This is a genomic window from Pantoea sp. Fr+CA_20, from assembly GCF_024520835.1.
Taxonomy (GTDB): domain Bacteria; phylum Pseudomonadota; class Gammaproteobacteria; order Enterobacterales; family Enterobacteriaceae; genus Pantoea; species Pantoea allii.
The window spans coordinates 123,138-137,178 of the sequence record NZ_JALNPN010000001.1 but is presented as its reverse complement, the minus strand read 5'-3'; the positions used below and the strand labels follow the sequence as shown (position 1 = coordinate 137,178).

Annotated in this window: 11 protein-coding genes; 5 read left to right on the top strand and 6 right to left on the bottom strand. The window is 56.4% G+C overall.

The genetic code is table 11. The annotated features are described in order from the left end of the window. Positions 1-158 precede the first annotated feature (158 nt). The 5 genes from NR177_RS00575 to dsbG are packed head-to-tail and all read left to right on the top strand — an operon-like array spanning position 159 to position 3,931. A complete protein-coding gene (locus NR177_RS00575) occupies positions 159-950 on the top strand; it encodes a sulfite exporter TauE/SafE family protein (protein ID WP_063878062.1) in 792 nt (263 codons plus the stop codon). A gap of 17 nt (positions 951-967) precedes the next feature. Continuing rightward, positions 968-2,263 (top strand): bifunctional sulfur transferase/dioxygenase Blh, encoded by a 1,296-nt coding sequence (blh, locus tag NR177_RS00570; RefSeq protein WP_256852051.1) that lies wholly within the window; start codon positions 968-970, stop codon positions 2,261-2,263. Between the two features lie 24 nt (positions 2,264-2,287). Continuing rightward, positions 2,288-2,713 (top strand): YeeE/YedE family protein, encoded by a 426-nt coding sequence (locus NR177_RS00565; RefSeq protein WP_145394235.1) that lies wholly within the window; start codon positions 2,288-2,290, stop codon positions 2,711-2,713. Between the two features lie 15 nt (positions 2,714-2,728). After that, positions 2,729-3,157, top strand: a complete 429-nt coding sequence (locus NR177_RS00560; RefSeq protein ID WP_256852050.1) for a DUF6691 family protein — start codon at positions 2,729-2,731, stop codon at positions 3,155-3,157. Between the two features lie 21 nt (positions 3,158-3,178). Then, complete coding sequence (gene dsbG, locus NR177_RS00555; RefSeq protein WP_256852049.1) at positions 3,179-3,931, top strand: thiol:disulfide interchange protein DsbG; 753 nt, start codon at positions 3,179-3,181, stop codon at positions 3,929-3,931. A gap of 6 nt (positions 3,932-3,937) precedes the next feature. Here dsbG and NR177_RS00550 read toward each other — a convergent pair whose 3' ends face one another. The 6 genes from NR177_RS00550 to NR177_RS00525 all read right to left on the bottom strand — a co-directional run bounded on the left by NR177_RS00550 (position 3,938) and on the right by NR177_RS00525 (position 13,966). Continuing rightward, a complete protein-coding gene (locus tag NR177_RS00550; protein WP_063878057.1) occupies positions 3,938-4,954 on the bottom strand; it encodes a substrate-binding domain-containing protein in 1,017 nt (338 codons plus the stop codon). A gap of 29 nt (positions 4,955-4,983) precedes the next feature. Continuing rightward, complete coding sequence (locus NR177_RS00545) at positions 4,984-6,393, bottom strand: sucrose-6-phosphate hydrolase (protein WP_256852048.1); 1,410 nt, start codon at positions 6,391-6,393, stop codon at positions 4,984-4,986. Then, a complete protein-coding gene (locus NR177_RS00540) occupies positions 6,393-7,763 on the bottom strand; it encodes a sucrose-specific PTS transporter subunit IIBC (RefSeq protein WP_109716738.1) in 1,371 nt (456 codons plus the stop codon). Before NR177_RS00540 ends, NR177_RS00545 begins: the two co-directional genes overlap by 1 nt. 66 nt (positions 7,764-7,829) lie before the next feature. Then, the gene (locus NR177_RS00535; protein WP_256852047.1) at positions 7,830-9,347 is read right to left on the bottom strand and encodes a carbohydrate porin; all 1,518 of its coding nucleotides are present in this window, start codon (positions 9,345-9,347) and stop codon (positions 7,830-7,832) included. A 238-nt stretch (positions 9,348-9,585) separates the two neighbouring features. Continuing rightward, positions 9,586-10,830 (bottom strand): MFS transporter, encoded by a 1,245-nt coding sequence (locus NR177_RS00530; RefSeq protein ID WP_109716740.1) that lies wholly within the window; start codon positions 10,828-10,830, stop codon positions 9,586-9,588. Positions 10,831-10,879: 49 nt separating this feature from the next. Further along, entirely contained in the window at positions 10,880-13,966 is a 3,087-nt protein-coding gene (locus tag NR177_RS00525; protein ID WP_256852046.1) for a beta-galactosidase, read from the bottom strand. Between the last annotated feature and the right edge of the window lie 75 nt (positions 13,967-14,041).

Sequence of the window (14,041 nt, the reverse complement as noted above, 5' to 3'; positions counted from 1 at the left end):
TGGATTGCGGCACAGAGATAAAGCGAATCAATAGACTTTAAAGTTATAAAAAAAATCACTTATAATATTTAGCTATATGATATAGCAAAAAGAAATAATAGATTGACAGTTATTTGTCGCCCCTCTTTAATACCTTAAAAATAGCGTCAGGAATGAAAATGGTCATTCAGGAATTTACCCATCTTTCTGCCCTCACGATGTGCCTGCTAATCGCAACAGGTATCGCCGTGGGCTTTTTTCTGGCGCTGACCGGCGGGGGCGGATCGGTCGTGTGCGTGCCGTTGCTGCTGTACCTGGTGAAAGTCCCCGACACACATCGGGTCATCGGCACCAGCGCTATCGCCGTGGCAATAAGTGCCCTGATCAATCTTTTTGCCCACGGACGAAAGGGAAATGTCAGATGGGCGACGGGCGCGACGATATCGCTCGTGGCGGTGTGCGGCGCGCTGATCGGCGCCGAACTGGGGAAAATCGTCAGTGGGCAATACCTGTTACTGCCGTTTTCGCTTTTGATGTTTACCGTGGCGCTGATGATGCTGAGGAAACACCGTCATTCGCCCGACGCACCTGCACATGAGAAACACGTTTCCCCCATCCTCGTCTGGGGAAGCGTGCTGCTGCTGGGCAGTTTGGCCGGATTTATGGGCATCGGTGGCGGATTTTTAGTGGTGCCGGTGCTTGTCTGGTTGTTTCGTTTTCCCGTGGTGGAGGCGATAGCGACGTCGCTGATGGTGGTATTCGCCATGGGGATCTCAACCAGCGCAAGCTACGCCCTGGCCGGAAAAGTGTCGCTGGTCATGACCGCTTATCTGATTGCGGGCGGCCTGCTGGGCGGCTTACTGGGTGTGGCGGTGGCCAACCGTCTGAAGAAGAATGAGCGCGCGATTAACGCGGTCTTTTCGACCATGCTCATGGTGATGGCCAGTTACATGTTGCTTAAAAATCTCTGAAAAAACGGGAAAACCTGATGAATATTCGCCATTTTAATGCGCAAATCGCCTTCGCCGATGCCCCGCTTGCAGAGGATTTCCGGCAGTTGCATCAGTTGGGCTATCAGATCGTGGTGAATAATCGTCCTGATGAGGAAGACGGCCCCTTTCTTCACCATCAACAGGAGAAAGCTCTGGCTGAGCAACTGGGCATGGACTATGTCTATATGCCGTTCACGTTTGACACGCTGAGCTGGGAAGATGTGGATGCTTTTCATCGCCGGGTGGAACGCGGTGGGAAAATCCTTGCCCACTGTCGAAGCGGCGCGCGCTCCGTAAGCCTGTTTTTGCTGCACGATTTACGCGAAGGGCTGATTGATGAGGCCGAATTCCGCGCTCAATGCCAGCAGTTCGGTGCCGACGCCGACAAAGCCCTGACCTGGTATGCCAACAGAGTACGCAAACCGCCGCAGGCAGAAGTCCATCATTTTTATGAACCCGAGAGCGGAAGCCTGCAATATGTCATCGCTGACGGGCAGGCCAAACGCTGTGCCATTATCGATCCGGTGCTGGACTTTGATCGCCGCTCAGGCGCGGTATCCACCCAGCAGGCTCAACGCCTACTCGATTTCATTCAGCAAAAAAACTGGCAGGTTGCGTGGATTCTGGATACCCATCCTCATGCCGATCACTTCTCTGCCGCAGCCTGGCTGGCTGAGCAAACCGCTGCGCCCACGGGCATTGGCGAAAAGGTCGCGGAGGTACAACGGCTGTGGCAAAAACTCTATCACCTGCCCGACCTTAATCCAGCGGATAAAATCTGGGACACCTTGTTCAAGGACGGCGATGTCTTTTATGTGGGTAACCTGCGTGGCGAGGTCATCTTGTCTCCCGGTCATACGCTGGCGTCGGTAACCTACCACATCGCTGACTGTGCCTTTATTCATGACACGTTCTTTATGCCCGACAGCGGCACGGCACGGGCTGATTTCCCCGGCGGCAGCGCTGCCGTATTATGGGACAGCCTGCAGCGCATCCTGCAGTTACCTGACGACACCAGTTTGTTTACCGGGCATGATTATCGTCCTGACGGGCGCGACGTGCAGTTTGAAAGCACGGTACGCCAGCAGCGGGAAAACAATCCCTGGGTTGTGAATCAGCATCAACACACGTTTATTGCCCGGCGACAGCAGCGTGATGCCACGCTCCCGCTTCCTGAACTGATGCTGATGGCGCTGCAGGTCAATATCAACGGCGGACGGTTACCTGAACCGGAGAGCGACGGCGAGCGCTATCTGAAAATCCCGTTAAACCGCTTTTCACTTAAGACGTAAGCAGGGCATAAGGAGTCGAGCGTCATGCATATTGACCTGATCCATTTTACTCCGTGGCAAAGCCTGGCGGGCGGGCTGCTGATTGGCGCGGCGGCGGGCATGTTAGTGCTATGTTGTGGCCGCATAGCCGGTATCAGCGGCATTCTGGGCGGTCTGCTTAAACGCCGGTCATCCGATAAATCCTGGCGGCTGGCCTTCATCGCGGGGCTGGTCCTGTCGCCGCTGGTGTATCAACGGTTCAGCGCCCTGCCGTCAATCGAGATTGACGCCTCGTGGGGGCGGCTGGTGCTTGCTGGCTTACTGGTAGGGCTGGGAACGCGTCTGGGTTCAGGCTGCACCAGTGGTCACGGCGTGTGTGGATTATCCCGGCTGTCGCCGCGCTCACTGGTTGCGACACTGGTCTTTATGTTAACCGCCATGCTGACCGTTGGCGTGATGGGTCACGGGTAAAACCCAGGAGGCACGATGGCCGTTTTATTTTCTCTGCTGAGTGGACTGTTATTTGGCACGGGCTTACTCGTCAGCGGCATGGCGAATCCGGCTAAGGTTCTGGCTTTTCTGGACATTTCCCGCACCTGGGACCCGTCTCTGGCCCTGGTGATGGGCGGCGCGATTATCGTCGGGCGAGTGACGTTCTGGCTGGCTTCCCGCCGGAAGCGCCCGATATGGGGCGAAACCTTCCATCTTCCCGCCAACAGGGCACTGGATAAAAGGCTTATCATCGGCGCTATCCTGTTCGGGATCGGCTGGGGACTGGCCGGCATCTGCCCCGGCCCGGCGCTGGTACTGATCGGCGGCGGTGTACTTAAAGGCGCAGTCTTCATGATGGCTATGCTGGCAGGTATGCTGTTTTTTGCGTGGTTCGACCACCGCTCATCCACCAACATAACGTGAATTCACACAAAACAGGGATTAATGAAAACCTTCAGGATAGCGATCTCCGCCGTGCTGTTTAGCAGCACGACCCAGGCGGCTACGCTGCCAGCGCCCGTCCAGCAAATTGAAAAACAGGGCGTGGAAATAATCAAACCTTTTACGGCCCCCGGCGGGGTTCAGGGCTGGTTAGGTAAATATCAAGGCACCGGCGTCACCGTTTACCTGACGCCAGACGGTCAGCATGCGATTTCGGGCTATATGTACGATGCTCAGGGCAATAACCTCAGCGAAAAAATCATCAACGATGAAATTTACCTGCCCGCCGGGCGTGCAATGTGGAAGCGGCTTCAGGCCATGCCGGGCATCAATGAAGGCAGCACCACAGCCCGCTGTCAGGTGGTGGTGTTTGCCGATCCGTTTTGCCCCTACTGCCGAACGTTCTGGCAGCAGGGGCAGCCGTGGGTGCAGAACAACACGCTCAGCATCAAAACGCAGCTCGTCGGTATTCTTAAACCTGAAAGTGGGCGCTATGCTTCTGCCATTCTGGCGGCAGCCGATCCCGCCAAAGCCTGGCAGGATTTTGAACGCTCGCAGGGGCAAACCAGACCGGTCTTCCCGGACAGCACCCCACGGGCGCTGTTCGATCAGATTCAGCATAATCAGGCACTGATGCAGGAGCTGGGTGCCAACGGCACGCCCGCTATCTATTACCTGAATCATGACCAAAAACTCCAACAGATTGTTGGCCTGCCTGATAAGCAGCAGATGGCGGACCTGGCTGCCTGTCGCTAAGCGGCGTTAACGCGCCAGAGATGACCGGTAACGCAGCCTGGCGGGCAAGATAATTTGCTTGTCCGCCGGTTCCTGCCCCTGAATCATCTGGGTAATGACGGAAAAACACTCCTGCGCCAGGCGAGGGACGTTCTGCTCCACGGTATCGATATGCAGTGACAGCGAATCATACAGGTAGTGATCGTCGAAACTGGCGATGTGAATATCACTCTCCAGCAGACGGTGCTGACTCATGTAGCGCAGTACCCCTTCCAACAGGCCACAGGCGGCGGTAAACAGCGCTTTGGGTGGTCTGCCAAGGCGGGCACACAGGGCAGCAAACATTTCATAGCCGCTGCTGGGATGATAATTGCCCTGAATAATCCATTCCGGACGTGGACTCACACCGGCGCGCTCCAGCCCCTGCATAAAACCGGCCAGACGATCTTTGGTCGGCGAAAGTCGTGGCTGACCGCCCAGGAAATACACCTCATCGGGATGCGCACGCGCCAGGCGCTCTACCAGCTCGGCGGTCGGCGTAATGGAATCGGTGATCACCAGCGGCAAACTGCTGTTATTCACATGACGGTCAAACAGCACCACCGGCAGTTGTTCACTCAGCTTCAGGTAATCGCTGTCGCTTTGCTGACTTGACGCGACGATCAGCCCATCCACCTGACGTGAGACAAGGTTGTTCACCACCAACGTTTCCTGGCTGGCATTTTCATCGGTACAGGAGATCAGCAGTTGCAGCCCGGCCTCACGACAGAGGTTTTCCAGCGCGTGAGAAAAAACGGCGAAACCGTAGTTAGTGATCTCCGGTACCACCAGCCCTAACGTATGGCTGCGGTTTTCGCGCAGCAGTCGGGCGTGGATACTCGGCAAATAATGGTGCTGTTGTGCAAGGGACATGACGCGATCGCGCGTCTCTTCTGCCACGCGCAGCTCTTTACCGCGCCCGTTGAGCACCAGGCTGGCCGTGGCTTTTGACACCCCGGCCAGCGCAGCGATATCACTGATGGTAACGCGCTTTGTTTTTTTCACGTCGGTGCTTCGTTTAAGGAAACAAGGGCTTATTCTACCATGCAGGATCGTAACGACCAGTAGCAGGCAGTGACTTCTGCGCTGCCGCTCAGGTGTAAACGGGCAGGATGCTGCGGGAAGTAGCGGCTGCTCATCACACCTTCTCCGTCGTTGATAAAAATCTCTACGCTGGAGTGGTCGCACAGAATATGCAGTTTGCGTGCGCGGCCGCACCAGTGACGATAAAGCCATTCGCCGTTTTCCAGACTGCGGCGTGCCAGACAAAGCGCATCCTGATGCCAGCTCAGCCGCAGCGTATCGGCAAAGTCCAGCATGATATCGCCGTCAGACGTCAGCACCAGCTCAAGACGCCGGGCCTCTATCTCGGGTGCCCAGTCCGCACTGCCGTGATAGCGCTGCTCGTCCAGCCGCAGCGCCTGCAGCTCCGCGACCGGCTGTTGGTACAGTCGGCCTTCCCGCTCCGTCAGCTCACGCAGGCAGGTCATCTGATGAATCCAGCCAAACGCCACGGTCGGCTGGCGCATCTCTTCACCGTCCGGTACGCCCATCCACCCCACCAGCAGCCTGCGTCCGTCCTGCGTCAGCGTGGTCTGCGGGGCATAAAATTCAAAGCCGGCATCCAGTTCATTAAAGGCGCCGTGCTGGTAATGCGCCTGCTCATAGTCGAGCGTGCCGCTGAGCCATGCGCAGGGATGGGTGTTCAGGTAGCGCTTCTCTTCCCGGGCAATGCCCTGCGGGCAGCAGATCAGAAACGTCGAGGCTCCCAGGGTAAACAGGTCGGGACATTCCCACATATAGCCTGCCGCGCCGAGTCCTCCCAGGCCGCTACCGGCAATTTCGCCCAGGTTTTCCCAGTGGTGCAGGTCGCTGGAACGCAGCAGCAGGACTTTGCCCTGTAACTGCCTGTCCTGCGCGCCCAGCACCATGTACCAGTGCGCGCCATGCCGCCAGACTTTAGGATCGCGGACATGGCCGGTGTAGCCTTCGGGCAGCGGAATGACCGGTCCCAGCTTGTCGAATCCGCCCTCGCTGTTCTGCACGGCCAGGCATTGCCAGGCGGTGCGCGAGCCGTCCTCGAATTTGACGTTACCGGTGTAACACAGGGTCAGCTCGCCGTTGTTGTCCACCGCGCTGCCGGAATAGCATCCACTGCGGTCATACTCTTCATCGGGCAACAGCGCGACCGGCTCGTGTTCCCAGTGCAGTAAGTCGGCTGAACGCCAGTGGCCCCAACATTTGTGCTTATGCTCGCAGCCCAGTGCATTCCACTGATAGAACAGATGATACTGTCCGTTGAAGTGGATAAATCCATTGGGATCGTTCAGCAGCCCCGTCACCGGTGCCAGGTGCCAGCCGGGATAGTGGCTGTCCTCACGCGCGTTGGGCTGGCCTTTCATCACCGCCTTAAGCATGGCGGGCAGCAGGTTTTTCAGGGCCATTATTCAGAATCCGTTTTGTACTTCAGCAGGAAAGCGATCACAAAGGCGACACTAAAGGCGATAACCATACCAATAACGTAGTTCAGCAGCGAACTGGCCTGAACAATCGCCATACCGGGTAAGCCGGTCAGCCCGACGGCGGTCATATAGACCTTAACGGACACCACCCAGGCACCGCCGATGGCTCCCCCGATCAATCCAGCGATAAACGGCTTCATAAAGCGCAGGTTGATACCAAAGATGGCGGCTTCGGTGATCCCCAGTAAGGCCGAAAACGCCGAAGGTAAGGTAATGGCTTTGATCTTAGGATCGTTGGTTTTAAACCACACCGCCAGACACGCGCCACCCTGGGCAACGTTCGCCATTGCCCAAATGGGTAACAGAAAATTGACGCCGATAGCGGGATTACCGAGCAGTCCGGCTTCAATGGCATGGAAGCTGTGGTGCACGCCGGTAATCACAATCACCGAGTAAAGCCCACCAAACAGTAATCCAGCCAGCCAGCCAGCATGGGCAATTAACGTGCTGAGTATGAAGGAGATGCCGTCACCCAGCGCGCGTCCCGCCGGACCGATAATCAGCAACGCCACAAAGCCAGAAATAATGACGGTCAGGAACGGGGTCAGAATCAGGTCGAGCGCGTCAGGGATAATGCGCCGCAGTTGTTTTTCCAGCAGGCTCATAAACCACACGGCCAGCAGCACCGGAAACACCGTGCCCTGGTAGCCGATCATCGCCACTTCAATCCCAAAGAAGTTCATGGTGTGGAAACCGGACGCCACGCCCCAGGCATTGGTTAAGGCCGGATGGGTCAGAATGCCGCCCAGCGTGGCCCCCAAAAATGGGTTACCGCCGAACTCACGCGCCGCCGTAAAGCCAATCAGGATCGGCAGAATAATAAACGCCGCCGAACTGCACATATCCAGCATGATATACAGGGCATTTTCCGGGTTAACCCAACCATAGGTTTTGACCATCCCCAGCAGGCCCATTAACAGGCCGGATGCGACAATCGCCGGAATAATCGGAACAAAAATATTCGACAGTAACCGGGCAATCCGCTGGAACGGGTTGAGTTTGCGGGCGGCAATGTCGGCCGCTTCAGATTTACTCGATTCGCTGATACCGGCTTCCGCGACAAAGGCCGCGTAGACTTTGTTGACCACCCCGGTGCCAAAAATCACCTGTAGCTGTCCGGCATTACGGAAACAGCCTTTTACCCCGTCGATCTTACCAATTGCGCTGGTGTCCGCTTTGGCGTCATCGACCAGCACCAGCCGGAGCCGGGTCGCGCAGTGCGCCGCGCTGGCAATATTTTCTTTGCCACCCAGCAACGGCAGTAATGCACGGGAGATTTGTACAAAATCCATAAAAAACCTCTGTGTTATCGTGTGATGGTGTCAACCCGCCAGAAACGGCCCCGCAGGGCCGGTTCGTCAGAACCAGGTTTCCATTTGTACGCCAAAGTTCCATTCACCGCCGGCTTCAAAACCGCTGCTGCCAAAGGCATCGCCGCGCGCGTAGTTATCCAGTCGGTGGTCCCAGTCCATCCAGGTGGCAAAGAGGCGAATTTCCGGCCGCTTAAGGAATTCCCCTACGTTGCTGGCTTTCAGCGTAGGCGCGACGGTCAGTTTGTAGAAGTTACCACTGACCGCACTGCGCTGGTTGAAGCCCTCTGGACGTAAATCCATATACTGATAGGTGGCCTCATACTGCATTTCAAAGTTCTCCGTTATCCCCTGAATCAGACGCATGTTGGCGGTGGCCCACTGATAGCTGTCGCCCTTGACGTAACGATCCTTGCTGCTTTGTGCCAGCACCGCTGGCGCGATATGCCAGTCACCGCCCAGTGGCGTTATCCCGTAGCTGGCCAGTCGCCAGGTATCGGCATCCGGTAACAGCGCCCCGTCTGACCCAATGGCTTTCACCTCTGCGCCTAAACCGTGACCGTAGAGCAGCGCGGTTTTCGCAGACCCTTCACGCAGGCCATAGAAGCTGTCGTTGTGCAGCCCCAGCAGCGCATGGACACCGCTATTTGCGGCGTCGCCTTTGACTTTAAGGCCGTTCACATCCAGTCGGTCATCGTTGTCTTTCGCGCGCATGCCGCTCAGCATCAGCTGGAACGGGCCGTAAAAGTTGTTGGCGGTCAGGATGTAGTTCTGCGCGGTGTTATCGTTATTCTCAATATCACCGAACGTACGTCCATACAGCGACAGGTTACTGTGAGCCTGATCGCTCCACTTCATGTCGTAAATACCCGCCCCGGTACCGGCGAGAAACACCACATCGGAGTCGATCCAGTGGATATCGAAATTATCCCGGTCAAAGCGTTTACCTGCCCAGACGGTTGTGTCTTTGAACGCCCCCGTGAAGGTCGGGAGCTGGCCCAGTTCGACAAACGCCTGACGCAGATTGAGGTCGCTGCTGGAAGCCGTCCAGTCGTTATAGGTACGCTGACCGTCGGCCAGCATCGCCTTGAAGCGGGTGGTCGCGCCGTTTTCCAGCGTTTGTTTATGTTCCAGATTCAGCTCTACGTAAGTATCGGGTTCGTTACCCAGACGTCCCACGTGCCCGCCGGTTTCCCCCGCAGGCGTCACGGTGGGGCCACCCTGGGTTTTCGTCGCCGAACTGTTCATCAGCAACCCAGAGCGGGCATAGCCGTGAAATTCAAAACCCTCTTCACTACTCGCTTTCTGTTCAAGCTTCGCCGTACGCCGTTCAACCTGTGTCGCGGTGGCCTGGCTCTTTTGCTGCGCGCTGGCAAGCTGCTGAGCCTGTTTTTCTGCCGCTTCCGCGCGATTTTCTGCCGCATTCGCCCGCTGTTCTGCCGCCTGTAACCGCTGCTCCAGTGCTGCCAGCCGTGCTTCAATACTGCTCATGCTTGGTTCTGCTGCCAGAACCGGCCCCGTACTCAATAGCAGCCCAACGGTGACGGCAAGTGCCTTTTTTCTCATCGTTTTACATCCCAGAAAAGGTAAGGGTCGTGATGTTGTTTTTTGCTAAACCGGTTTAGTTTGCGGATGATATTCATCGATGTATTTTCAGGCAAAGTAATTTGCTAAACCGATTTTATGAATGTGAGACAGTTCGCAAAATGAAGCGATGCGGCAGAAAAAGAAGGCGGGAAAGCGGTGAGAAAGCAGACAACCGGATGCGCCATCGAGCCCATCCGGTCAGGTTATGACAGTGAGGTCAGGCAGCCTGACGGCGTAAAAGCGCCAAGGGCCCCGGCCCACTGAGGGTGAAAACCGAGATCAACGTAAAGGCCATCGCAATACAGCCCAGCACCAGATAGGCACCGTGGAAGCCAATACTTTCGTACATGTTACCTGCCAGAACCGACATGAAAATCATGGCTAACTGCTTGAAGAAACAGAAGCACACCAGATAAATCGTGGCAGAGAAGCGCACCTCAAACTGACTGGTGATGTACTTAAAGCAGCCAACAATCAGGAAGGGAATCTCAAACATATGCAACGTTTTGAGGATCACCACTTCCACGGCGCTAGTGGCAAAGGAGGAACCAATAATGCGCACTGACATAATGGTTCCGGCCAGTAACAGGGCGTTCTTGCCGCCGATACGGTTGACGATCAACGGGGCAAAAAACATGATCGCGGCATTCAGTAATTCGCCTAAGGTGGTCACATAGCCAAATACCCGCGTGCCCTGCTCGCCGGAGGCAAAGAAAGAGGTGAAGAAGTTAGCAAACTGTTGGTCGAACACATCATATGTACAGGACACGCCCACCACATACAGCGACAAAAACCACAGCTTTGGCTGCTTAAACAGCTCCAGAGCCAGCTTCAGGCTGAACCCTGACTGATTCGCGCCAACCGCCTGGGCCACCGTGGCTGACGACGAGGTGCTGGTACGGGAGAAGAACAGCAGCAGCGCCAGAATCACGGCACAGCCTGAGCCCAACCAGAACACGAACTGGTTGTTGATGGTGAACATGATACCGACGATAGAGGCGCACAAGGCCCAACCTACGCAGCCAAACATACGTGCCCGACCAAATTCAAAGTTGCTGCGGCGACTGACTTTCTCAATATAGGCTTCAATTGCCGGTGCCCCGGCGTTGTAGATAAAGCCCAGGTAAATACCGCCAACAATCGAACCTGCCAGAATATTCACCTGCAACAGCGGGCCAAAAACGTAAATAAAGAAAGGGGCGAACATCACCAGCATGCCGGTGATCACCCACAGCAGGTGTTTGCGCAGGCCAAGCTTATCGGACAACAGGCCAAACAGCGGCTGAAACAGCAGAGAAAACAGCGAAATACTGGCAAAAATAATGCCGGTATCCCCTTTGCTGATGTGGTTGATATCATGCAACCAGATAGGGAAGAACGGGAAATAGGCACCCATGATGAAAAAGTAAAAGAAGAAGAAAAAACCAAACAGCCAAAAATTCGAATTTTTTAAATAGTACATAACGGACGTCCTCAGGCAAGCATCAGGCAGGCGCGAGCCTGCCCGCGCATTATTTTTGCTGCCCCCAGATAAACTGGTAGCTATAACGTCCTGCGCTGAGCAGGAATTCTGGTGATACCGACGGGCTCCAGGAATCATCTCCGCCGACGCCCATATGGAAGCCATCAAGGTTGAGCCACGTGCCCGCTTCAGGCTGTAACAGGTGGCGATGGCTGGTTTCCATCAGCTGTTTCTGACTGTAGCGACTGATGTTGAACTGGAAGTTGCCGCGCCACTGATGCGCGCCATAGCTGAGTTCTCGCGTGCCACAGCGCAGCCCGTTCTCGGTGGGGAAGACATACGGGGTGTACATCTCACTCAGCGGTAAATCCCAACGATCAAAGCAGGCCGAGGTCAGGCGATCCGGGTAGTTTTCATGCGGCCCCAGGCCTAACCAGTTCACCCGGTCGGCAATCTCGGTCAGCTGACAACTCATACCGATGCGGGCCGGATCAGGCGTGCCACTCGCCACCTCCACATTGACCGTTACCGCCATCTCGCCAAATCCATCAATGCGGTAGGTTTTACGGCTGATAAACAGGGTTTTGCCCTGGAACTGCCAGGCATGGGCGGTGGTGATCACGACCGCACTGGAGAGCGTTTCAGCACTGCACTGCAGGTTCATCATCTCAGCCTGATAGTGGCCCGCCGCTTTCCAGCGCTCTACCCAGGCATTGGGATCGATGCGGGTGACTTCGCTGACACCGATATCGTTATCCAGCGGCGCGCGGGTGAACTGGTCGAGCAGCGGTGTCAGTAACTGCGGCTTATCGTCAATCCAGTACTGCATCAGTGCGCCCTGATGACGGCAAAATTCCCAGCGCTGGTTGTTGAGCGCAATGCTGTAGCTGGCTTCGCTGCTGCTGAGTTGAGGCGCGTTCGCCGCCGGAGAGGGTACGGCGATGCTCAGAATTTCGTCCAGCGGCCACTGTTGCCAGGCGCTGATATGACCGGCTTCTGACCAGGCGGTCGGCTGAGGCTGCGCCACCCGCACCGTCAGCCAGAGCTGGCCTGCGGATGCAGGCAGCGGCACGTCCGGTAGCCTGATCTGCTGGCTGCCCTGCGGGGCGATATCCAGCGTGACGTCACCGGAGGCCAGCAGATTGCCGTCCTGGGTAACCGACCAGTGCAGGATTTCATTATCGCTGTGACGGAACAGGTATTCACTGGTCACTTCCAGCGTGCGTTCGCTGCCCGCTAGCAGTCTGAACTGGAAAAACTGCTGTGCGTGACGGGCTTCATAAAGCGAAGGATGGGGCGTACGATCGGCAAAAACCAGTCCGTTCATACAGAACTGACGATCGTTGGGCGTATCGCCAAAATCGCCGCCGTAAGCGGACCAGGGTTCGCCGTTATCGTCATGTTTAATCAATGACTGATCGACCCAGTCCCAGACAAAACCGCCCTGCAGACGCGGATACTGACGAAATGCCTGCCAGTATTTTGCATAGCCGCCAAGACTGTTCCCCATAGCATGGGCGTATTCGCAGAGAATAAGCGGACGCTGTTCGCCCGGCATAGACAGCCATTTTTTAATGGACCATTTCGGCACGGCCGGGAAAGGTTGATCCTGATCGACCCGCGCATACATCGGGCAGATAATATCGGTGGCTGCCGTATTCGCACCGCCGCCTTCGTACTGTACCGGACGGGACGGATCTTCGCTTTTCAGCCAGCGGTACAGGGCATCGTGGTTCGCGCCGTGGCCCGATTCGTTGCCCAGTGACCAGATAATAATGCAGGGATGATTACGATCGCGCTGCACCATACGCGTGACGCGCTGGCTCATCGCAGGCAGCCAGGTGGGATCGTCGCTCAGGCGATTCATCGGCACCATGCCGTGGGTTTCGATGTTGGCTTCATCGACTACGTACAAGCCATAATAGTCACACAGGCGATACCACAAGGGATCGTTAGGATAATGGGAGCAACGCACCGCGTTGAAGTTGTTTTGCTTCATCAGCAAAATGTCCTGCACCATGGTGTCGCGATCCATCACCTGACCGCGTTCAGGATGGTGTTCATGCCGGTTGGTGCCGCGGATTAACAATGGCTGACCGTTCAGCAACAGCAGGCCGTTTTCAATGCTGACGTGACGGAATCCTACATCGCAGGCTTCCGCCTCAATCAACGTGCCGTCTGCCCGATGTAACTGCACAACAGCCCGATAGAGATGCGGGGTTTCGGCGCTCCACAGCGCGGGGTTATCGACCTTGATACACAGCGTGGCCCGGTCGTTCCACGCGCCGCGTTCGTCAATAATTGCACTGCCCAGTGGCGAGGTCGCTTCGCCGGTCAGTTGGTCAGCCGCGAAGAGCTGCACGCTAACCCGTAAGTCGTCATCCAGCGCCCCGGCTACGCGCACCTCGGCTTCCAGCCGGGCACGACTGAAATCGTCGTTAAAGTGGGTACGAATGCGCAGGTCACGGATATGGCTGGCGGGCTTATGCAGCAGGGAGACATCGCGAAAAATGCCACTCATGCGCCACATATCCTGATCTTCCAGGTAGCTGCCATCGCTCCAGCGCAACACCATAACGGCCAGTCGGTTTTCACCGCCGATCAGAAACTCGCTCAGATCGAACTCAGATGGCAAGCGGCTGTCCTGGCCGTATCCCACCCAGCGTCCGTTGCACCAGAGATAGAAGGCGGAATTCACGCCGTCAAACACGATTCGGGTTTGCCCGCTTTGCAGCCAGTCAGCATCGACATTAAATGTGAGCGAATAACATCCTGTGGGATTTTCAGCTGGAACGCGCGGCGGATCAACCGGAATGGGATAGGTCACATTGGTATAAACCGGCACATCGTAGCCCTGCATCTGCCAGACTGACGGCACGGCGAGAGTAACCGCATCGCTCAGGTCGTGGGTGCGCCAGCTGTCCGGCACCGCCTCGGGCGCAGGAAAAAAGGCAAATCTCCATTCGCCGCTCAGGCTTTTTCGCTGTGCAGATTGTGCATTCTCGTGCGCCGCTTCCGCGCTGCGCCAGCTGTAAAATGGGGGATGGGCGTCCAGTCGGTTCAGTTCGGTGACGCCGGGGTTTTCCCAGTCGCGCCGGGCCAGTACGGCCGCTAGTGAATGTGTATCCAGGGTCATGGCAGTCTCCTGCGTAAAATTGTTATCCGCTCACATTAAGCTGACATTACGAGGCCGGGATGGGGATGTAAAGCA

What these genes read in the sequence shown, in the direction of transcription:
- NR177_RS00575 (WP_063878062.1), top strand. Translation starts at nt 159, where the DNA reads ATGGTCATTCAGGAATTTACCCATCTTTCTGCCCTCACGATGTGCCTG.
- blh (WP_256852051.1), top strand. Translation starts at nt 968, where the DNA reads ATGAATATTCGCCATTTTAATGCGCAAATCGCCTTCGCCGATGCCCCG.
- NR177_RS00565 (WP_145394235.1), top strand. Translation starts at nt 2,288, where the DNA reads ATGCATATTGACCTGATCCATTTTACTCCGTGGCAAAGCCTGGCGGGC.
- NR177_RS00560 (WP_256852050.1), top strand. Translation starts at nt 2,729, where the DNA reads ATGGCCGTTTTATTTTCTCTGCTGAGTGGACTGTTATTTGGCACGGGC.
- dsbG (WP_256852049.1), top strand. Translation starts at nt 3,179, where the DNA reads ATGAAAACCTTCAGGATAGCGATCTCCGCCGTGCTGTTTAGCAGCACG.
- NR177_RS00545 (WP_256852048.1), bottom strand. Translation starts at nt 6,393, where the DNA reads ATGGCCCTGAAAAACCTGCTGCCCGCCATGCTTAAGGCGGTGATGAAA.
- NR177_RS00540 (WP_109716738.1), bottom strand. Translation starts at nt 7,763, where the DNA reads ATGGATTTTGTACAAATCTCCCGTGCATTACTGCCGTTGCTGGGTGGC.
- NR177_RS00535 (WP_256852047.1), bottom strand. Translation starts at nt 9,347, where the DNA reads ATGAGAAAAAAGGCACTTGCCGTCACCGTTGGGCTGCTATTGAGTACG.
- NR177_RS00530 (WP_109716740.1), bottom strand. Translation starts at nt 10,830, where the DNA reads ATGTACTATTTAAAAAATTCGAATTTTTGGCTGTTTGGTTTTTTCTTC.
- NR177_RS00525 (WP_256852046.1), bottom strand. Translation starts at nt 13,966, where the DNA reads ATGACCCTGGATACACATTCACTAGCGGCCGTACTGGCCCGGCGCGAC.